Origin of the sequence: Dysgonomonas sp. PF1-14 (assembly GCF_029892965.1) — a bacterium.
GTDB lineage: Bacteria > Bacteroidota > Bacteroidia > Bacteroidales > Dysgonomonadaceae > Dysgonomonas.
Genome location: NZ_JARXWN010000010.1, coordinates 160,209 through 179,349, shown reverse-complemented (window position 1 = coordinate 179,349; position 19,141 = coordinate 160,209). Strand labels below are relative to the sequence as shown.

23 protein-coding genes are annotated in these 19,141 nt (G+C 39.8%); 7 read left to right on the top strand and 16 right to left on the bottom strand.

Features of this window, described 5'->3' with window-relative positions:
• Positions 1-166 precede the first annotated feature (166 nt).
• Positions 167-748 (top strand): rhomboid family intramembrane serine protease, encoded by a 582-nt coding sequence (locus tag M2448_RS13300; protein ID WP_280646306.1) that lies wholly within the window; start codon positions 167-169, stop codon positions 746-748.
• 137 nt (positions 749-885) lie between these two features.
• Here the strand turns inward: M2448_RS13300 and M2448_RS13295 are convergent, their stop codons facing one another.
• Positions 886-2,304: a prealbumin-like fold domain-containing protein gene (locus tag M2448_RS13295; protein WP_280646307.1), complete on the bottom strand. Its 1,419-nt coding sequence runs from the start codon at positions 2,302-2,304 to the stop codon at positions 886-888.
• A gap of 813 nt (positions 2,305-3,117) precedes the next feature.
• On the opposite strand from M2448_RS13295, the gene M2448_RS13290 reads away from it, so the two are divergent.
• Positions 3,118-3,876: a glycosyltransferase family 2 protein gene (locus tag M2448_RS13290; RefSeq protein ID WP_280646308.1), complete on the top strand. Its 759-nt coding sequence runs from the start codon at positions 3,118-3,120 to the stop codon at positions 3,874-3,876.
• Between the two features lie 110 nt (positions 3,877-3,986).
• Positions 3,987-5,942 (top strand): DNA topoisomerase (ATP-hydrolyzing) subunit B, encoded by a 1,956-nt coding sequence (gene gyrB / locus M2448_RS13285; protein WP_280646309.1) that lies wholly within the window; start codon positions 3,987-3,989, stop codon positions 5,940-5,942.
• Positions 5,943-5,997: 55 nt separating this feature from the next.
• Here the strand turns inward: gyrB and M2448_RS13280 are convergent, their stop codons facing one another.
• The gene (locus tag M2448_RS13280; RefSeq protein WP_280646310.1) at positions 5,998-6,486 is read right to left on the bottom strand and encodes a hypothetical protein; all 489 of its coding nucleotides are present in this window, start codon (positions 6,484-6,486) and stop codon (positions 5,998-6,000) included.
• Between the two features lie 203 nt (positions 6,487-6,689).
• On the opposite strand from M2448_RS13280, the gene M2448_RS13275 reads away from it, so the two are divergent.
• From M2448_RS13275 to M2448_RS13260, 4 genes are all read left to right on the top strand, one after another.
• The gene (locus M2448_RS13275; RefSeq protein ID WP_280646311.1) at positions 6,690-7,253 is read left to right on the top strand and encodes a transposase; all 564 of its coding nucleotides are present in this window, start codon (positions 6,690-6,692) and stop codon (positions 7,251-7,253) included.
• Between the two features lie 565 nt (positions 7,254-7,818).
• A complete protein-coding gene (locus tag M2448_RS13270; protein ID WP_280646312.1) occupies positions 7,819-8,811 on the top strand; it encodes a M28 family peptidase in 993 nt (330 codons plus the stop codon).
• 8 nt (positions 8,812-8,819) lie between these two features.
• A complete protein-coding gene (locus tag M2448_RS13265; RefSeq protein WP_280646313.1) occupies positions 8,820-9,251 on the top strand; it encodes a SufE family protein in 432 nt (143 codons plus the stop codon).
• Between the two features lie 54 nt (positions 9,252-9,305).
• On the top strand, positions 9,306-9,812 hold the full coding sequence (locus M2448_RS13260; RefSeq protein ID WP_280646314.1) for a hypothetical protein: 507 nt from the start codon (positions 9,306-9,308) through the stop codon (positions 9,810-9,812).
• A gap of 118 nt (positions 9,813-9,930) precedes the next feature.
• Here the strand turns inward: M2448_RS13260 and M2448_RS13255 are convergent, their stop codons facing one another.
• The 14 genes from M2448_RS13255 to M2448_RS13190 form a co-directional block, all read right to left on the bottom strand.
• Entirely contained in the window at positions 9,931-11,142 is a 1,212-nt protein-coding gene (locus M2448_RS13255; RefSeq protein ID WP_280646315.1) for a hypothetical protein, read from the bottom strand.
• A gap of 123 nt (positions 11,143-11,265) precedes the next feature.
• Positions 11,266-11,589, bottom strand: a complete 324-nt coding sequence (locus M2448_RS13250; RefSeq protein ID WP_280646316.1) for a hypothetical protein — start codon at positions 11,587-11,589, stop codon at positions 11,266-11,268.
• A 72-nt stretch (positions 11,590-11,661) separates the two neighbouring features.
• A complete protein-coding gene (locus M2448_RS13245) occupies positions 11,662-13,326 on the bottom strand; it encodes an InlB B-repeat-containing protein (protein WP_280646317.1) in 1,665 nt (554 codons plus the stop codon).
• 12 nt (positions 13,327-13,338) lie between these two features.
• Positions 13,339-13,752 (bottom strand): hypothetical protein, encoded by a 414-nt coding sequence (locus M2448_RS13240; protein WP_280646318.1) that lies wholly within the window; start codon positions 13,750-13,752, stop codon positions 13,339-13,341.
• Positions 13,745-14,215, bottom strand: a complete 471-nt coding sequence (locus M2448_RS13235; protein WP_280646319.1) for a hypothetical protein — start codon at positions 14,213-14,215, stop codon at positions 13,745-13,747. The genes M2448_RS13240 and M2448_RS13235 overlap by 8 nt, the downstream gene beginning before the upstream one ends.
• The gene (locus tag M2448_RS13230; RefSeq protein WP_280646320.1) at positions 14,202-14,372 is read right to left on the bottom strand and encodes a hypothetical protein; all 171 of its coding nucleotides are present in this window, start codon (positions 14,370-14,372) and stop codon (positions 14,202-14,204) included. Before M2448_RS13230 ends, M2448_RS13235 begins: the two co-directional genes overlap by 14 nt.
• A gap of 205 nt (positions 14,373-14,577) precedes the next feature.
• Positions 14,578-14,781, bottom strand: coding sequence for a hypothetical protein (locus tag M2448_RS13225; RefSeq protein ID WP_280646321.1), 204 nt, complete (start codon positions 14,779-14,781; stop codon positions 14,578-14,580).
• Between the two features lie 381 nt (positions 14,782-15,162).
• Complete coding sequence (locus tag M2448_RS13220; protein WP_280646322.1) at positions 15,163-15,648, bottom strand: hypothetical protein; 486 nt, start codon at positions 15,646-15,648, stop codon at positions 15,163-15,165.
• A gap of 238 nt (positions 15,649-15,886) precedes the next feature.
• Positions 15,887-16,603, bottom strand: coding sequence for a hypothetical protein (locus tag M2448_RS13215; RefSeq protein WP_280646323.1), 717 nt, complete (start codon positions 16,601-16,603; stop codon positions 15,887-15,889).
• Positions 16,604-16,606: 3 nt separating this feature from the next.
• Positions 16,607-16,837 (bottom strand): hypothetical protein, encoded by a 231-nt coding sequence (locus tag M2448_RS13210; RefSeq protein WP_280646324.1) that lies wholly within the window; start codon positions 16,835-16,837, stop codon positions 16,607-16,609.
• Positions 16,838-16,839: 2 nt separating this feature from the next.
• Entirely contained in the window at positions 16,840-17,067 is a 228-nt protein-coding gene (locus tag M2448_RS13205; RefSeq protein WP_280646325.1) for a hypothetical protein, read from the bottom strand.
• A 67-nt stretch (positions 17,068-17,134) separates the two neighbouring features.
• Positions 17,135-17,299 carry a hypothetical protein gene (locus tag M2448_RS13200; protein WP_280646326.1) on the bottom strand — a complete coding sequence of 55 codons (165 nt, stop codon included), beginning with the start codon at positions 17,297-17,299 and terminating at the stop codon, positions 17,135-17,137.
• Between the two features lie 11 nt (positions 17,300-17,310).
• On the bottom strand, positions 17,311-18,258 hold the full coding sequence (locus tag M2448_RS13195) for a hypothetical protein (RefSeq protein ID WP_280646327.1): 948 nt from the start codon (positions 18,256-18,258) through the stop codon (positions 17,311-17,313).
• 18 nt (positions 18,259-18,276) lie between these two features.
• The gene (locus tag M2448_RS13190) at positions 18,277-19,119 is read right to left on the bottom strand and encodes a hypothetical protein (protein ID WP_280646328.1); all 843 of its coding nucleotides are present in this window, start codon (positions 19,117-19,119) and stop codon (positions 18,277-18,279) included.
• Positions 19,120-19,141 lie beyond the last annotated feature (22 nt).

Sequence of the window (19,141 nt, the reverse complement as noted above, 5' to 3'; positions counted from 1 at the left end):
TGCCGATGGTACTGCGATTAGTGGGAGAGTAGGTTACCGCCGTTTTAAAGAAGAGTCCTCATACTTGATAGTATGGGGACTTTTTTGTGTTTAGAGGGGGAGGGATGTACAAGAAGTATTTTCAATTCGGAATCTAAAAGCTATTTTTGTCTTTCTATAATTAAATATGGAAGAACATCTCAAAATACTGAAATCATCATTGATATATGCTTTTCTTATAGTAGCCATCCTATGGCTTATAAGATTGATGGAATCATTGTTTGGCTTCGAATTTTATATGTATGGAATTCTTCCTCGCGAAACACAAGGACTGATTGGTATTTTTACTTCTCCTCTGGTTCATGCTAATTGGGAACACCTGATAGCTAATACAATCCCGATATTTGTATTGTTGTCTTTTCTCTTTTTCTTTTATAGAATGAAGTCCGCTTATATTCTTCCATTGCTGTGGCTGACAGCCGGTTCGATAACATGGTTTATCGGGCGTTTGTCATGGCATATCGGGGCAAGTTCGGTCATATATGCCTTAGCCTCTTTTCTTGTTTTTGGCGGATTTTTCAGTAAGAATATCAAGTTGATGATAGTATCTGTTATTGTAATTGCTGCTTATTACGGGCTTATATTCAGTATATTTCCGGGAGCAGAAGGGATATCATGGGAAGGGCATTTATCCGGTTTCCTGAGTGGACTGTTATGGGCTTATGTATTCAGGAAACATCTGCAAAACAAAAAGGATATCTCTATTTGAAAGCCTATGGATTAGGAAAAAGAGGTATTTGAAGACAGAAATACCTCTTTTTCTCTTTTCTCAGCTTAAATAGTCTGCTATTACCATCTCACAGGTGGAAACAAATTCAAGATGACTCTGAATATTTAAACAGACTCTTATAAGACAATATTTTTATTATCTCTATTATTTTTGACATATCTGTCCTCCACTTTCCTTGCATAATATACTATATCACTCACAGTGAGTGTCGGATTCGGGTTGTTTAGTATATACTGCACATAAAATCCTCTGGTATATCCGTTTTGCAATTCGGTATATCCGACCGGAGCCGGTGCATCCCAGTCCACTTTTTTAATATCTGTCTGATCAGGATTTATATATAACTTATATCCCAGTTCGGCATCAGTAAGTTTTCTGCACCATCTCACATTCAGCATGTGATACAATACGTGCTCGTAAGTATCTACAAAGTCGTGTATGGTAACCGTACCTATTGCCAGTTCGTCTTTAGGGTCTACAACAGCCAAGGGGGCTGTATAGAACAAATGGTAAATATCGCCTTTTTTGCCGTCATAGTAGCAACCGTCATCCGGCCCCAATCCGTTACACCAAAACCAGTCTCCGTTAAGTCGTGCGCCACCGGGCATCAATCCGAAACCGTACATATTGGTTGTATGAGTAGGGTCGAACCAATACGTTTTATATGTGCTGTTATCCGGATCTTGTATATTGTATGCCATCGGATTGTCGCCCTCTTTAGCTCCCAATGCAAACCGTACATCCCTTTCATTCAGATTGATATGGTACGGGTCGGAAGTAGTATTGAAAGGGCACATTGCAAATAATTGCCTGTAATCGCGTTGATACGGTAACCTCCAACCATCCAGCGTATTTCCTTCCTGATCACGCATTTGTCCGTGCTGGTTCATGTACAGGATGCTTGGGTATCCATAATACCGTCCATAGTATTTCTCAAAGTCACTCAGATTAGCCAGTTGGAACTGGTTAGGATTTATTCGTACCCGTTCGACATATCTATCCAACAGTTGCTGCGTTATTGGATGCGAGTTTTCAAAATCTCCGCCCCAAGGCACTTCATGTGAAAAACTTCTGTCTGTCCAGTAATACTCACCTATGCGGATTGCATTATATTCGCCCATAAGTTGCTCTGTATCGGTTCCGTAAAAGTTTAGGTTGAACGAAGAAGGTATTTGTCTATCATCTTCATCTATGTATCGGAATACTGTACTTTTGCATCCCGAGCCAGTGAGGGTTACCGTTTTTTTCTTCTGGTCGGCTATATAACCATCAGGAGCAGTTATTTCTTCAATGGAATATGTTCCTTCAGGCAGGTCATATACTTTTACCGTACCATTGTCTAATGTATGTGTTTGAACGATATTACCATGTTCATCTAATATGCGGTATTGTCCCCCATTCAGGGTAGAATTGTCAGCTATGTCTTTCGAAGATATGGTGAAACATTGTTCTTTCTCTTCGGTAACGTTGTTTTTGTCACTGCATCCGTATACTATGAGGGATAGCAACATATAAATAAATATATACTTTTTCATCACTTTTGTTTTTTTTGAGGTAAAGATTGTAGAATCTGTAATGAGAAATTAATTAGGCATTCCAACAAAGGGTGTTGTATTAATATCTCATACTAAACTGTATAATGTAGAAAATAACTTTCGCTACGAAAGGCTTTTATACATTAAGTTAACTTTCTCTATTATTGCAATATAGGTACACAGCTATAAATTGGAGAATAACCGGGTACTTTTAATCGGGTTCGGTGTCGTACCGACAGCTTAAGCGTTAAATCTGGGTATGAAAATTAGATTTTAATGGTTAATACTCATTTCATTTCTTCTCTATAATTGTTACAAGAACTGTATAGACCTGTGAAATGAGAGATTAACCGGATTCCGGAATTCCGGTCGGGGGGCATTAGTCATCCTGTATTTTGTCTTCACATATTAAAACAACTAAGTAGATAAAAGGTTCACTGATAGTTGTATTTTTTTTATATTTCTAAGAGCCTGTTTAAATTTTACCAAAATATTTTATTATGGATTCTTTTTCATTCATTTTTAGGCTCTTTTGGTTTAATTTATCCCTTTTATCGGCTTAAATAGCCCGCTATTATCACCTCAAAAAAGAATAAATTATTCCCAAAATGGCACTAAAAATCTGAATGAATAAAATTTAAACAGACTCTAAATAAATAATGCGAATTAGTATTCAATATAATCTCAACTACTGATTGGCATTAATTAAAATATGTAAGTCTGGTTGGAATAGCCGTTAACACAACGAAATGCGGCAGATAGCCTATAATTACACAGATTAATATTATCTTTGTGCTTCATAAAATAGATGGTATGCCGAAGATTTCGATAATAACGCCGACTTACAATTCAGAAAATACTTTACATGGTACGGTGGAAGCTCTTTTGAGACAGACATTTTCCGATTTTGAATATATTATAATAGATGGTGTGTCTAAAGACAGGACACTGGATAAGCTCAAAAGTTATATTCCCCGTTTCGAGGAAAAAGGTGTGACTGTCCGCATTATCAGCGAACCCGATAAAGGTGTCTACGATGCCATGAATAAAGGTATTTCACTCGCACAAGGTGAACTGGTTGGGATAACCAATTCTGACGACTGGTACGAAGATAATGCATTGGAAATCATGTGGACTAAATACACAGATGGGAAAACGGATAGAGCCAACTCCATGTTGTATGGCATAGAGCGTGTATGGAAAGATGATAAAATATTCAATGTGCAGCGTCGCGGAGCAGCCTTTATTGCCGAAAGCGTATTGCCCCATTCCACATTCTTTGTTGCCAAATCTGTGTACGATAAGTACGGTGCATTTGACTTATCCATCAGGGTGTTGGCCGATTACGATTTCATCTGTCGATGTGTAAGTCAGGGCGTGGTGCTCGGCGAAGTAGATGTTGTCATATCTAATTTCCGATTGGGAGGAATCTCTTCCTCATACTTCGATTTTTACTCCGACTACTATATGATCCAACATAAATACGGATTCATATCCGATAAAAAATATAAGGAGTATAAATACTTGTTAAAAGTTAAAAAACTGGTCAATAAAGTGACTAAAAGATGGTAGTTTACATCTTTTATTTTCTTGCTTTTTATGATAAAATTTCGTATATTTGTTAGATTTTAAAACGCAAAACATAAGGTGGATATCCGCCTGTTAAACAGCAAAATACAGATATGACAGAGAAACAAAAAATGGCGAGCGAGTCTTACTCCGCACAGAATATTCAGGTGCTTGAAGGCCTGGAGGCTGTAAGGAAAAGACCGGCGATGTATATCGGCGATATCAGCGAAAAGGGATTACATCATCTTGTATATGAAGTAGTGGATAACTCTATCGATGAAGCTCTTGCCGGATATTGTGATGATATCAAAGTTATCATACACGAAGATAATTCAATTTCAGTAAAAGATAATGGTCGTGGTATCCCTGTGGATATCATGCCGAAAGAAAATAAATCGGCACTGGAGGTTGTTTTGACCGTTTTGCATGCCGGAGGTAAATTCGATAAAGGAACATACAAAGTTTCGGGAGGTTTGCATGGGGTAGGAGTATCGTGTGTGAATGCGCTGTCGACACACCTGAAAGCTGAAGTGTATAAAGAAGGAGATATCTATGTGCAGGAATATTCTTGTGGAAAGCCTCTTACCGGAGTAGAAAAGAAAGGTAAGACTACCGAGACAGGGACTGTCATTACTTTCAAACCGGACGATTCTATCTTTATCGTTACCGAATACAAATACGATACACTGGCTTCGCGCCTGCGCGAACTTGCGTTCCTTAATGCAGGTGTTCGCCTGTCACTGACAGATGAAAGACATAAGAAAGATGATGGAACTTATCGCTCAGATAATTTCTATTCCGAAAAAGGACTTGAAGAGTTTGTTCGTTATATAGACGCCTCGAAGGAAGCCCTGATAGAAGATGTAATACACATCGTTACCGAAAAGCAAGGTGTGCCTGTAGAAGTGGCGATGACATATAACACGTCTTATAATGAGAATGTATATTCCTATGTGAACAATATACATACCATCGAAGGAGGTACACACCTTACCGGATTCAGAAGAGGCTTGTCGCGTACATTGAAAAAATATGCCGATGACAGCAAGATGCTGGAAAAGGTAAAAGTAGAGATTACGGGTGACGACTTCCGCGAAGGACTTACTGCCGTTGTTTCCATAAAAGTAGCCGAACCGCAATTTGAAGGGCAGACAAAAACAAAACTCGGAAACAACGAGGTTATTGGTGCTGTCGATCAGGCTGTAGGTGAAGCTTTAGGTATCTACCTCGAAGAGCATCCGAAAGAAGCAAAGATCATTGTAGAGAAAGTTATTCTTGCTGCTACGGCGCGTGCAGCGGCGCGTAAAGCACGCGAGCTTGTTCAGCGTAAATCTCCGCTTACAGGTGGAGGTCTTCCGGGCAAACTGGCAGACTGTTCGAGTAAAGTTGCCGAAAGCTGCGAGTTGTTCCTTGTCGAGGGAGACTCTGCGGGTGGTACTGCAAAACAAGGGCGCGACCGTATGTTTCAGGCTATTCTGCCACTAAGGGGTAAGATACTGAATGTGGAGAAAGCAATGCCTCACAAGGTGCTCGAAAGCGATGAAATAAAGAATATATATACTGCACTCGGTGTGACGATAGGTACAGAGGAAGACTCGAAAGAGCTGAACCTCGAAAAACTGCGTTATCACAAAGTAGTAATCATGACGGATGCCGATGTGGACGGAAGCCACATTGCTACACTGATACTTACATTCTTCTTCCGCCACATGAAGGCGCTGCTCGATAAAGGATATATCTATATTGCTACACCGCCGCTTTACCTGTGCCGTAAAGGAAAAGTTGAAGAATATTGCTGGGATGACCGTCAGCGTCGTGCCTTCATAGATAAGTACGGAGACGGAGACGAGAATTCTATCCATACCCAGCGTTACAAAGGTCTTGGAGAGATGAATGCCAGTCAGTTGTGGGATACGACTATGAATCCGGAACACCGCACATTGCGTCAGGTGACGATAGAAAGTGCAGCCGAAGCAGATCATATCTTCTCTATGCTGATGGGCGAAGACGTAGCGCCTCGCCGCGAGTTTATTGAAGAAAATGCGACTTATGCGAAAATAGACGCGTAAGGAGTATTATAATAAAAAGAAAGGCCGTAGAATGTTATCTGCGGCCTTTTCGTATTTAATAATCTTTGCGGAGTTTATAGTAAGTTCCCCGTTGTTTCCTCTGTACATAGTCTTTCCGGTTGTTCTCGTTCAGAAACTTGACGATAAAGTCGGCGGTTTCTTCTATTATATCATTATTGCAGATCAGTGAATTAGGGATTCGCAATGTAAGGAAACCTTTCAGAAAAGAGTAATAGGTACGTTTCAGATCAGCCATAGCCTGTTTTGTATCGTAATTGTGATGGCCGCCGTCTATTTCCAGATTTACGCGGGCATCGGTGATGGCTATGTCGATGTGTTTGAAGCCGTCAAATTTTTCAAGTTCGGCAGGTACACCTCTAGTTTTCAGCGCAAAATAGAGTGTTATGGTCTGCCATGTACTTATCTTCTCTACATCTTCGAGCCATTGCTGATGCGGTATGCAGAGTGAAATTCCGTATTTTCGGTTTGAAAAATCATGAACCTGCTCACTGATAGTGCAATTACATTCTAAACAATTATTCATGTTTGTGCAAAGTTTCTTATTTGTTAAATAACAAAGTAAAGTAAAATAATAAAATTAACAAAATAAAGGTTAAAGCAAATCTGATTAGACTGAGGTATTCTATTCTAATAAACAGTTACTAACAGACAGGCTTAAAGAATTTCATCATTTTCAAAAAACTTTATCTATACTGAAAAAGTATTCACTAAAGAATTTTGAAAACCATGAAATACAGCGATAGACTTGTTGAAAAAATAGTAAAACTGATCGAACAGGACAGCTACACCATCACCGAAATTTGCAGAACCCTGAAACTGACTACCAAAACCTTTTACGATTGGAAGAAAACCCGCAGCGACTTCCGCCGAGCCATAGAAGAAGCCGAAGACCGCCGCGACGAAGCCCTTGCCACCCTTGTGCGCCACTCCCTGCGCGACCAGCTCGAAGGCTACATAGAAGTTAGCGAACGCATCACCTACGAAGACGATGGCTGGGGCGGTGAGAAAATAAAGAACCGCGTAGTAACTAAGCGTAAGCGCGCACCAAAAGCGCATGTAATGAAGCTCGTGCTCGACCGTCAGGACAAGAAGCGTGAAAAGCAAAAAGAAACGGAACAGACCAGCAGGCCTTTTGTCCTAAAATTCCCGAAAGATGCCAATGTGGAAGCCTCCACACAGATGGTGAATAAATTTCTGGATAAGGTGACAAGCCCACAGCCCCACGAAATCCGCCAACAGGACAATGGCGAGACTGACGATGACGACAGGTACACAACGGTAATATTATAAGCAGTGCTTCCAAACCTTCCCATAAGACAGGGTTGTTAAGTTCTGCGAGTTGCCACGTCTTTTAAGGCGTGGGTTGGAAGTAATACCTAAAACGACTTTAGTCAAATCTGTTTTGGCTAAAGCCATGTCACAATTATCAAACTTATTCCTCCACTTAAAAGTGGAGGCAATTAATTGAATAGAAATCAGAACTTAACAGCCCTGCTCTAAAGAGAGGCAACAAAAGAGAATAGTAAGAGCCTGTTTAAATTTTACCAAAACATTTTGTTATCGTTCTTTTTTCGTTCATTTCCAGTCTCTTTTGGTGAAATTTATCCCTTTCTTCAGCTTGAATAGCCCGCTATTCGCGCTTCAGATAAGAAAAAATCATTCCAAAAATAGTGCTGAAAACCTAAACGAATAAAATTTAAACAGGCTCTAAAAAAAAGTAACAAAAAACAAAAACGATGCAAAAACGTTACATTCGTTACATTTTAGTTAAAATAAAAACTGATTGCTCATAACTTGTAACTTACAACTAATCCTTATCTTTGTCTGCTGTAATTATAACTTTCACAAAATGACAATGAAAAATATCTTGATTATAGGTCTGGCTTTTTCGTTAATTACCTGTTCGTGTGTCAACAAGACAAGTTCCGGGACTACAACTGTAGAAGCATATCAGAAAATATCACCCGACTTTAGTGGCGACAGTGCTTATGCTTTTGTTGACAAGCAAGTCTCGTTTGGTTACAGAATACCTAATACGGCCGAACATGTGGCATGTGGTAACTATCTGGTATCGGAACTGAAACGTTTGGGCGCAGAAGTACAGGAACAAAAAATGACACTAACAGCCTATAACGGAACCAAGCTTAATGCACGAAATATTATCGGCTCATACGGATTGGATAAGAAAACGCGTGTACTACTGTTTGCGCATTGGGATACACGTCCGTATTCAGACCACGATGCTGATCCTGCAAACCATCATAAACCGTTATTAGGAGCAAATGATGCTGCCAGTGGAGTAGGGGTGTTGCTCGAAGTGGCGCGTGTGCTGCAAACCAAATCGCCGGAAGTAGGTGTAGATATAATCTTCTTCGATGCCGAAGATTACGGTTTACCTGTATTTGTAAAAGATTATAAAGGAAATTCTGATGAAACGTGGTGTCTGGGTTCCCGCTACTGGTCGAAAAATCCGCATGTGGCAGATTATAAGGCCAAGTATGGTATCTTGTTGGATATGGTAGGTGCCGAAGGTGCGACATTCTATAAAGAATATTACTCGAAACGCTATGCTGCTAATGTAGTGGAAAAAGTGTGGAGTACGGCCGGACAGCTGGGCTTTGGTAAATACTTTATAGGTACAGACGGAGGTGGTGTCACCGACGATCATGTACCGGTGAACGAGATACGCCGTATACCGAGTATCGATATTATTGATTATAAACTTGAGTCGGAAAACGGATTTTTCCATGCGTGGCATACTCAGAAAGACGATATGAGTAATATCAGCAAGGAAACACTCAGAGTAGTAGGACAAACAGTTCTGGAAGTAATATATAAGGAAAAATAAAGAGAGACATGGCTACAATAAACGAAGTACAGGATGAAATAATTGAAGAATTTTCTATGTTTGACGATTGGATGGATCGTTATGCACTACTTATAGAACTGGGAAATTCATTGGGAAAACTGGAAGATAAATATAAGACCGAAGACAACCTTATAGTAGGTTGCCAGAGTAGGGTGTGGCTCGAAGCCGAATATACTGACGGTAAAATCATATTCAGAGCAGAGAGCGATGCTGTTATCGTAAAAGGTATTATCGCCCTGCTTATTAAAGTGCTGTCGGATCGCACGCCCGATGAGATCATCAATGCCGATCTGTATTTTATAGAAAAGATCGGACTAAAAGAAAACCTCTCGCCGACACGTTCCAACGGTTTGGTTTCCATGATAAAACAAATGAGGTTTTATGCAATGGCTTTTAAGGCGAAAGAGGGACATTCGTAATTATAAGTTATAAATTATGAATTATAAATTGCGAAGCAATCGACGAAGTCAATTATGAATGTGGTTTTCCATGTGACGACTGCTATTGGTATCGCTGTAGCTCTTACCGATACAGCAAAAACGGATACGAAGAAAGCTGTTTGGATAACAGGTGCAGCGGCTTTTGTAACAGGTGTACTTGTACATGGAATACTCGATTATCTACCTCATACCTACCCTTTTGCAGCTAAGGTAGATGCTGTGCTGGGGCTGCTGATAATAGCTGTAACACTGTTCTTTACCAACAGGCAGTATATCTGGATTATGGTGCTCGCTTTTCTGGGATGCGTTTTCCCCGATCTGGTAGATCTTTCCGTTCCCATAGTGAACAAATATACAGGATTATCTCTGCCTGTGGGCGATAAGATATTCCTGTGGCATCAGAAGGAATATTCGGGTTCTATTTTTACAGGGCATAGTACTGCTTCGGATATAAACCATGTGGCTGTCATTGTCATAACAGTAATTGTCTGTCTATGTCGCAGAGCCGATTTAAAAAGAATTATAAATTATAAGTTATGAATTCTGAGCTTAGTATCTGTTGTCCATTCATAATTTATAATTAATGCGAATTTCTAAGATAGAACAAAGAAATATAGTTAATTTTTGTATATTATTCGATATGTTTGGTTAATAGAGTTTAAATAGCGTAATTGAAGTAAGTCATAAACTTTTCCTGTAAAGCAGAATGTTTACCCCATTTACCGAAATTCGGGGGTATATAATAAAATGTTTCGGGATTATTACCGGTTATATTAACCTCGAATTTAATAATCTTAGCAGACTTATCACCCATGATAAGGAAATTCATAAGCTTTTGCGTGTCGACACTCGTTATGACCTCGCCGGTATCGGTGTCAATGTCTTCACGACTAAAGTTGTCCTTAACAAAAGCCTGCAACTGATCTTCACTAATAACAAGACCCTGAGAACACCCCCAACGGCGACAATAGACTTTATCGGTAGATTTACCGATGTATTTCGAGATATAAGCGGACAGACGCCCGATATCCATACTGGAATAACGAATTCTCTCAAAGTCGACCGGACACAAAAACATAAAACGCTTAATACCCAAGTCATCACGAATGTACATGCGTTCGGAATCCTGCACAAAGTAATCATAATCACCCTTTGCAACAGCCTGACAAGCCCGTTTTAATTTGGCATAGTCCAGTGAAGTCTTTTTAAGACCGAGAGAATGAGATGATAAAATATTAAAACCATTCCGATGCAACAAACGAAGAAACCGCACATTAACAACGTAATAATTGATAGGATTTTCATAATCAAAGATACAATGATAGTGAAGCACTTCGCGGGCAGACTGTTCATGTTTTTCGAGCCGTTCACCGGATTGCCGTTCGTTTGTCCAAAGCCACATTTTAAGGCCGTAATTCTTTCTTTCATTATCGAGAAATTTTTTAAAAAGTTTATGCAAATACTTATCCTCTAGTATTTTAGAATTTTGGTTGTTATCTGAACCATCTTGCCGGGCAACAGAAGCCGGAAGAGGCGGGAAAGTGAACGTAATAAACCGAAGACGCGCCTTGTTTTCGCAACGGAAAAAGATCGAATTGCCGGCATTACGAATAGCCCTTTTACTTCGAGAACTAATAATATAACCATTCTCCGAATCATTGACAGACGGTTTTAAATTATCAGACTGTGTATCATCCAAACAACCATGACAGTCACAATCAATAGCATGACCAGCAGTAAAATGACCAAAACGGTCATACGCTCGAACCTTGTCATATTTTTTCCGCTTAAACTTCGGAGCAAAACAACTACTTGGAACAAAAACACTGCTAAAATCTCGGCGTATCTTAAGAACATAGTTTATTAGCATAATCAAATAATTTAACCAAAAGGACAGACAATAAACTGAAAGACAGCAGTAAACAGATAGAAAATAAAATAGACATAATAAGCTAATCCGAAAAGTGTAACATAAACAAGTCCAAGTAGTATACTAAGTAGCAAACAAATCAGGGTTAGCTTTTAAAGTATCAAAGAAGCCCAAAACACGTTTTATAGTAGACCTGTGATAAGGGTCGTTAGTTAAGCTTTGCAGTTCAGCAAAAGCCACTATAAGCAACTGCCGGAGATCGAAACCATGTAACACGAGCCTCGGATACATACACGTAACGAAATACTGACCGGAAACACCGTCTTTGGTAATACGCACATGAATATTGCTACCACTAAAAGAATAAAGACACAAATACGATTCAGTACCGGAATCAACATCCGCTTTAATCCACAGATGTCTAATATTTTTCTCTAATATATTCATAAAACTAGGGATATAAAGGGTTAAGGTGTGTATATTTCGACACACCTAAAATACTAATATAAAGTAAGTTAGCTAGCTGAGAGAGCCAGACTGCGTAACTGTCAATGTAGCAGTCACAGAAGGATTATCAACAGAGGCAAAAATAACAGTACCTTGTCTTGATTCAGTTAGAGTAGTAACATCTACACTAATATCTACACTACAGTCACCAGTATGATCATAAGGTTGCACGTTTATCCAAATCTCAGATTTTTTCAACTGCCAAGCACCCGAAGATTTTAAACTAATAACACTAAAACCGCCCCTCTCATCAAAAGGCAATATTTGAGGCGAAACCGTTAACGTAGGCAACGGGACATCCTGCAACCATGTAGCGATGACAACGACATCGCCGGAATCAAGCAGGAATTTAGCTCCCGACTGATAAATAGTGCCATTAACATCAAAGCCTTTAAAGGTATAACCGGAACGAACAGGAACAGCGGGAAGTGTAACCTGATAGCCTACAGGATAAGCACCCGCAGGGGTTGTATAGCTACTTAGCGTACCACCGTCAAGATTATAAGACAAATTATAAAAAACCTGTTTAGCTCCCTTTACGGGGCGGATAAAATAACCCGCAGACTGAGAAGATGTATCAACCGAAGCGCCCGGAGTACGAAGGACAAGATTATAAGCCATCGTAGTTGAACTAGATTCAGAACTCCGATAAGGATTATTAAGGGAAGAAGGAGTAGTAAACACACCATTATTACCAAGATAGCCAACTATAGCTAAAAAGATACAACCCTGCATATCTCCAATAGAAGCAGTAGCATGATTAGCACCGAAGAAGCTACCCGCTACATCATTACCGGCAGTACCGACCTCCCTGTAAGTAAAACCGGAAGAGGCCAAGGCCTGACACTCGGCGCGTGTAGGCAAACGCCATCCATCAGGACAAGGGTCATCTACCCAAAATTTTGCATAAGGATAAGAAGAATTCCAACCTGCAGGGGCAGTAAGACCGTTAGAAGCCCAGCCACGCCGGCGAGAATATTGGTAGTAGCTTGTTTCCATATCTTCACGCTCAGAGATAACACTTGTCATACCTGTAGTATCGGAAGCATCTGTTATCAGGTTACCTTTTGCCCACTTAATACCGGCTATTTCGACATAATCGACATAGGTATAATTATATTGAATTACCTTTTCTATATCACTACCGCTCTGCTTAATAATAAGATCAAAATAGACCGGCGGTTCTGCCTGATCTGTCCATGTCCATTCTATAAAACCGTTAACGGCATCAAAAACAATATCTCTTATACCGTCATGTGAACTAACAAGCACACAGTCATTAAAAGGCTCACCGTTTTTTGTGGATATAAAAGGCGTTGTAACCCTTACACCCTCTGTGACTTGCATTTCAACAACAAAATGACCGTTTGGCACTTCAAAGACATAAGTATCGACCGGTTCGGGCTCTTTTTCATCTATTTTATTATTGATTTCCCCTACTATTGTAACTAATGTACTGAGAGCTTCACAGGCACAATTTGTGTTATCGGCTATCTGATGAGAAAGCAGATTATTTTGCTCTAGCAAAGAAACCATTTGTGGCAAGCCGTCCAATTTAGAATTAATTTCAATAAGGGCAGAAGCCATATTCGACATAGATTTTTGCATTTCTGCAAGATAATCAAGTTGTTTTTGCGGGGAGCTTTTCCAGTCCAACCGGAATTTTTTAACATCCATAATATTAACTTATTAGAAGTTTAAACACAATAAAACATATACGTACTGATTAAAATCAGAACGGCTCAAAACGTTGCCGTCAATATCGACATCACCGTCAGCAGGACGAATGTCCTGCACATAGTAACGACCGGCAGCGATATGAAAAGAGCTGATCTCAGCCACATTCATAACTTGAACGATCGGATGCGCCTCTAAAAACAAAAGAGCATTACTCATACCCTGCGAGAGGTCAGAATAACGGTCATTCACATCTGGGTACAAGCTTGTAAAAGCATGAAGCAGAACAAAAGGCCTGTCAACCTGAAATTCGACAAGGTTATCAACCTGAACGCCGTCCTGCATGACGGGCAGACAGGGATACATCCGAAGAGCATATTTAGTTTGACGGTCAAAAATATTACCGGACTTATTTAAATTACTCATTTTTAAAAAGATTTAAAATATTTGTACTGGAGACATAGAAAATCGAATTAAAAAATTCGATCAAAGAAACGTGTAAAACGAAAGCTTGTGCGCTCTCGTAATACTCACCGCGCCAAGAAGAAAGGGAAAGACGCTTATTTGCATCGCTATACGTAAGCGGAACTAAACCCTGATAGGTTTTAACCTGCGTTACAATAAGGCTTTGCATCGGCGTGTTTATACACTTTGCAAATTCCGAATAGATATGATCGGAATCAGCAAATAACGACTGGAAATGTCGTCCCGTATATTCTGCAAGATGTACAGGGACTTGCAACGCGAATACAACATTATGCGCAGGGAATAACGAAGAATGCTCTGTTAATGCCTTGTAAAAAGACGCAACAGAGATTATATGCACAAGGAATTTGCGCTCAGATTGTACATAACAAACAAAAAGCCAACTGATATTAGATGTTTTCATAAATACGATAGGAATGATAATTAAAACTATAAACCTGCCTTATACGCAACTCTCTACCAGCAAGAGGCTCAATAGCCTCAGGGCAAGAGGCGCGAACGCGTATCCTGTCTAATTCAGACAGGTCTTTATCATAATAAACGATCACAAAAGTTTTCATGAAGTAACCTTTTTGAAGATAACAGATTCATTGTCTGAACGGTAGTGCTCGGAACAATTATAAAGTCTACAACTGAAGCAGTCATAAAAATAACAATCACAACAGCTTTCAGATATATTAGTAACAATCAGCTCAACACCATCAACCTTAAAACGCGTATCTATAGGTAATTCTATTTTAGACATAATAATAACGATTTAATAGATTAACCTCTTCTGCGTTTGCGCCAAACCCGGCGAGAGGTACTGCGAACCTGAGAAACACCAATATACAAAACCGCAGGATTTACATTAAAATCATACAGATCACGAGCTTTTGAAAGAGCAGCATCGTAAGACGGCAGAAACTTAACTTCACTATGAAGCGTCTTACCGCTCTTAGTCACCCAACTAAATTTATACTTAGGCATAATATTAAATTTTAAAAAATTAAACTTTTATGTAGACTGCATATCTGTTACCATGCCACTTCATGCCTGCATAAGCGAAATACCTAGCATCGTGAGCACAGGCAAACTTTTTGCAAATGCGGGCAGTAACGTAACCCCGATGATCAAAATACTCAATCAAATAATAGCGCATTCTACCGGACATAACTTTTTTATTTTTATATTTGGGGAAATATTAACGAAAAACAACAATAAAATGAACACATTGCTATTTTTAGGAAATATAGGAACAGGGGAAATTTTAATAATACTTTTATTAATAATACCACTATTTTTAATCTTCCCAATATGGACTATTATAAAAATCTCAAACCTCAAAAACAGAATTAAAAATCTTGAAAATCACACAAGATTTAAGTGAGATGTATATTTCTTATATTCAGAAGAAGAAAACAAATCTCGCAAATCAGCCAACAAATCAGCATTCCTATCAGAAACAGATAGAGAAGGCAAATTATCACGCTTATATAAAAGATAAGTGCTATTCAATTGACGAAATTCAGAACTGGTAACAGACAGTATATATTTACCAACAACACCCTCATCTGTATTTTTAAGCCATGGAAAAAACATAGCCTGAGAAAACATTTCATTAAATAGATAAACAGAACCCTGCATATACGTATCACCGTTTTGCATCCTATCAGACGACCTATTAACAATCTGCTTTGCATCAGCATCAGAAATAGAAGAAGTCAAAGACTTATTCAATACAAATTTCTTCAACAAAATAAAAATTGTAACAAAAATCAACGTAACCAACACCCAAGGGATAAACGTTAAAAACCCGTCAAAACTATTCTTTGACTTATTATATCTATAGCTCATAACCACACATTTTACAATTAATTTTAAAGTATCTTCCGGGAGTTTCACAACGACCGGAAGATGGATAAAAAACAAACTACTAGAAACCTAACACAACATATGTAAAAACAAAGAGTATCAATAGCAATATAGCGGGAACATTAGCTAACAGCAGGCAGCAGCTACTTAAACTGTATAAGAACGAACCAAAGGGAGTACCTAATTACTGTATAGCCTATAGTGATCACGCGTCAAAAAATTACACCTTAGTAGACCATTCAAGATACTTCTCGCGCGGAACCCAGTAATAACCAGCTTCAACCCTGTGGATATAGTAACCGACCGCAGCAAGCAACTGCCTGTTACTGTCAAGATTAAACTTATCAGTCGTATTCATACCCATACAGGAAGCAAGCGTTTGAGCATAAACAGCAGGGTTGTTATTACCATGTCCATAGGGAGCGTAACGCGTAGTAATACCGATCAGCGTATTTATACCATGCTTTTTATAGTAATTCTTCAGCGTCATTAGTTGAGCGCGGACACCGTAATCAACAGAATCGAAGTACATGATAGCACCCGATTTGCATTTTGATTTCGTCATACCCTGCCAGTTAGTCGAACCGTCCCAAAACAACGCACCGGGATTGTTTGTCCGTTGAGACAAGGCATTTCCCGTCTCCAGCGTTTCTTGCGGGGTAGGATTGAAACCGGTACTCAGTATTTTAGTGTCACTCATATCCACACTATCAGAATTACCAAATTCGCCGGTATTAATATTAACATAAGGCGGAGCAGTGGAACTCGAATCCTGTGGGCTAATAGGATTATTAGCTACAGGAGGTGGAGCCACAGAATCAGAAACAACCGTATTGGTTACCGTATTTCCTTTACGGAAAAAGAACCAATAAACGAGAAAGGCAATGATAGCGAGCAACCCCGCTATCATAAAGCCCATAAGACCCTTGTTTTCCATAACTTATATTTTTATGATCTTACCTTTCAGATACTTAGTCCAAACGAAATAAGCACCGAAGCCGATCAAAGCCAAGATAGCAAGGTACTTAATTGAACCCCAAAGATTATTACGACCGCCCATACTGCGGAAGCGCGTACGGTAGCGTGTTTTGAAAATCGTACGGAAACGCGTACGGTAACGGCGGAAACGACGGCGGAAGCCATAACGGCGATATCTTCTAAAACGTGCCATAATTAACCCTCCTTTCCTTCGCTAATGAATGCCTGTGCATCCGGTTTAAACAAATCTGATGCCTGAACGACATTACCGAGAGCCTCGCCGGCGTCCTCTTCGTCCTCTTCAGGTTCAGGTGGATATTTCTCGCGCCACGCCTCATACTCGGGCGTAAACGCATCGATAAAACTCTTAAGAGCAACGGCGATAATAGCCATAAGAGCCAAATACTTAACAACAGTTTTCATAACCAAACTTTTTAATTATTAACACTAAAATTTTAACAAATAATTTTATTTACCTTGAAAGCGATATTTATTTTTTACCACTTTTCGGATTAGACACAGAAGCCTTATTTTTCGCTTTCACAGTCGAACCCTGCAAAAATCTTTTGCGAAATTCTAAACGCCATACCTGACGCTCAGAAAGCTTGTCTTTTTGAGCAAGACGCGCATTAATAGAAATAATATTGATAGGCATAACTACAGCTTTTAACGGCGGGAGCGACCCGACAGAAAGACAATCAACAAAATGATACCGACAGCACCACCGAACACCAACAGCATGTTATCTTTGATAAACCGGCTGATCTTTTGAACAATAGTCTCTTCGACCATATTTGTGACGGTAGGCACAAGGATTTCACCCTCAATACGTTTTACCGTATCGCTCACACCGGGTATATTCGCAACCTTTGCCGTATTCCAAAGACCGGTAAGAATCGCAATCCAATCAACGGCGCTTTTACCCGTAGCCTGCGATAAAGCTTGAGCCGTATAACTCAGTGCTTCGGGGTCTTTGTTTATGACATCTAATGCGATAAGATTACTCTGTTGCACGCCATCCAAAGGATTTTGACCCGTAACGAAATTATTAACGGCACTCATAGTCATATTTGCCTTATCGACACCTAAAGGATTGGAATAAGAATCAAGCAACGTTTGTACATAGACAGCCTTTGCGCTTAAACTGGCAGGAATCGGAGTAATAGAACCGTTCGGAGCAACAGAACCCGATACGGGCGGGTTAGTCAAATCGCTAGGATTATAACTAACTGTACCATTATTATTTACCGTATAAGCGTAGGAACCGTCAGCATAGGTATATACACCCGGAGGATCAGCAGATGTTTGCGGTAACTCCTCTCCGGGCTGAAGCGCAGACGGGAAAATAACGCCGACAAGACCACCCGAACCGATAAGAGCCTCATTAAGACCGGCTTTAATATCATTCCCGATATTACCACCACCGGTAACAGATGCAATCGTATTACCGAGAGCCTCGACAGGGTCAAGACCGACAAGAGAGGTCGCAGCCTGATATATTTGACCGACACCGGGAGTAGCCTTAATAACACCGCCAACGACCTTTGAACCGGTCTTAACAACAGTGCTTACAGCCTTTCCGATGCCTTTAACTAAACCACTTAGAAAACCCATAACAAAAAGTATTAGTAATTAGATAACAGAAGTATCGACAACACGAAGCACATAGGCGCGGTCGTCGTAACGGCTGGTAACCTTAGCCGTAATGAAGTCACTCACACCGATAGCATTATAATAAGTGCCACCGGAAGCGATTTCCACAGCTTCAAAACCAAGATTAGAAGCCACAGAAGCACCCTGTATAGTGCGATTAGTGACAAGGTCTTTCCCGAACATAGCAAGGAGATCATTTTGAGCGCGGGAAACGGCTTCAATTTCAGGTTCAGACCAGTTCACAGAGTATTGTGTGTCTTTTGCGAGCAACTGAAAGTCAAGTATTTCCTTGCTTAGAATCAACTGATTACTGTTAGTCAGGTCAATAGCCTTTTGTGAAGACGCATTTAAATGTATGGACTCATACATAAATGCAAAATTCGACTTGACAGTATCAACGGCATAGATGCGCAATGATTTTTCATTGCCGGAAGCAGTGGAAGCCAAATTGCCAAAGTTTGTACTTACCGACAGATAACTATTATTGTCAAGCGTCAGAGCACCGCCCGCACCGATCATAACAGGGAATACAACGCGATTAATGTTACCATTTGAATCGAAATAACACTTTATGTGTTGTGGGCCCATAGTACCGGCAATAGCCAAAGGAAGAACAGGCAGTGACGGGATTAACGACCTTTGTCCACCTGTACGTGAAGTATATAATACTTTCAACGTATCGGAAGTAGGCAAATTAAGATCACCAAAGAAAGCCGGTAAACTGGCAGCACCGGTAGTCTTTGTTACATCGAACAAAAGAAAAAACGTACCATTCTCAACTTGCAAGTCTGCAATATTGGAATCTTTGTTGTAAACTCTCATAACTAATTAAAAATTAAATAAA

Coding starts and splice junctions, on each gene's coding strand:
- M2448_RS13300 (WP_280646306.1), top strand. CDS start 167: ATGGAAGAACATCTCAAAATACTGAAATCATCATTGATATATGCTTTT.
- M2448_RS13295 (WP_280646307.1), bottom strand. CDS start 2,304: ATGAAAAAGTATATATTTATTTATATGTTGCTATCCCTCATAGTATAC.
- M2448_RS13290 (WP_280646308.1), top strand. CDS start 3,118: ATGCCGAAGATTTCGATAATAACGCCGACTTACAATTCAGAAAATACT.
- gyrB (WP_280646309.1), top strand. CDS start 3,987: ATGACAGAGAAACAAAAAATGGCGAGCGAGTCTTACTCCGCACAGAAT.
- M2448_RS13280 (WP_280646310.1), bottom strand. CDS start 6,486: ATGAATAATTGTTTAGAATGTAATTGCACTATCAGTGAGCAGGTTCAT.
- M2448_RS13275 (WP_280646311.1), top strand. CDS start 6,690: ATGAAATACAGCGATAGACTTGTTGAAAAAATAGTAAAACTGATCGAA.
- M2448_RS13270 (WP_280646312.1), top strand. CDS start 7,819: ATGAAAAATATCTTGATTATAGGTCTGGCTTTTTCGTTAATTACCTGT.
- M2448_RS13265 (WP_280646313.1), top strand. CDS start 8,820: ATGGCTACAATAAACGAAGTACAGGATGAAATAATTGAAGAATTTTCT.
- M2448_RS13260 (WP_280646314.1), top strand. CDS start 9,306: ATGAATGTGGTTTTCCATGTGACGACTGCTATTGGTATCGCTGTAGCT.
- M2448_RS13255 (WP_280646315.1), bottom strand. CDS start 11,142: ATGCTAATAAACTATGTTCTTAAGATACGCCGAGATTTTAGCAGTGTT.
- M2448_RS13250 (WP_280646316.1), bottom strand. CDS start 11,589: ATGAATATATTAGAGAAAAATATTAGACATCTGTGGATTAAAGCGGAT.
- M2448_RS13245 (WP_280646317.1), bottom strand. CDS start 13,326: ATGGATGTTAAAAAATTCCGGTTGGACTGGAAAAGCTCCCCGCAAAAA.
- M2448_RS13240 (WP_280646318.1), bottom strand. CDS start 13,752: ATGAGTAATTTAAATAAGTCCGGTAATATTTTTGACCGTCAAACTAAA.
- M2448_RS13235 (WP_280646319.1), bottom strand. CDS start 14,215: ATGAAAACATCTAATATCAGTTGGCTTTTTGTTTGTTATGTACAATCT.
- M2448_RS13230 (WP_280646320.1), bottom strand. CDS start 14,372: ATGAAAACTTTTGTGATCGTTTATTATGATAAAGACCTGTCTGAATTA.
- M2448_RS13225 (WP_280646321.1), bottom strand. CDS start 14,781: ATGCCTAAGTATAAATTTAGTTGGGTGACTAAGAGCGGTAAGACGCTT.
- M2448_RS13220 (WP_280646322.1), bottom strand. CDS start 15,648: ATGAGCTATAGATATAATAAGTCAAAGAATAGTTTTGACGGGTTTTTA.
- M2448_RS13215 (WP_280646323.1), bottom strand. CDS start 16,603: ATGGAAAACAAGGGTCTTATGGGCTTTATGATAGCGGGGTTGCTCGCT.
- M2448_RS13210 (WP_280646324.1), bottom strand. CDS start 16,837: ATGGCACGTTTTAGAAGATATCGCCGTTATGGCTTCCGCCGTCGTTTC.
- M2448_RS13205 (WP_280646325.1), bottom strand. CDS start 17,067: ATGAAAACTGTTGTTAAGTATTTGGCTCTTATGGCTATTATCGCCGTT.
- M2448_RS13200 (WP_280646326.1), bottom strand. CDS start 17,299: ATGCCTATCAATATTATTTCTATTAATGCGCGTCTTGCTCAAAAAGAC.
- M2448_RS13195 (WP_280646327.1), bottom strand. CDS start 18,258: ATGGGTTTTCTAAGTGGTTTAGTTAAAGGCATCGGAAAGGCTGTAAGC.
- M2448_RS13190 (WP_280646328.1), bottom strand. CDS start 19,119: ATGAGAGTTTACAACAAAGATTCCAATATTGCAGACTTGCAAGTTGAG.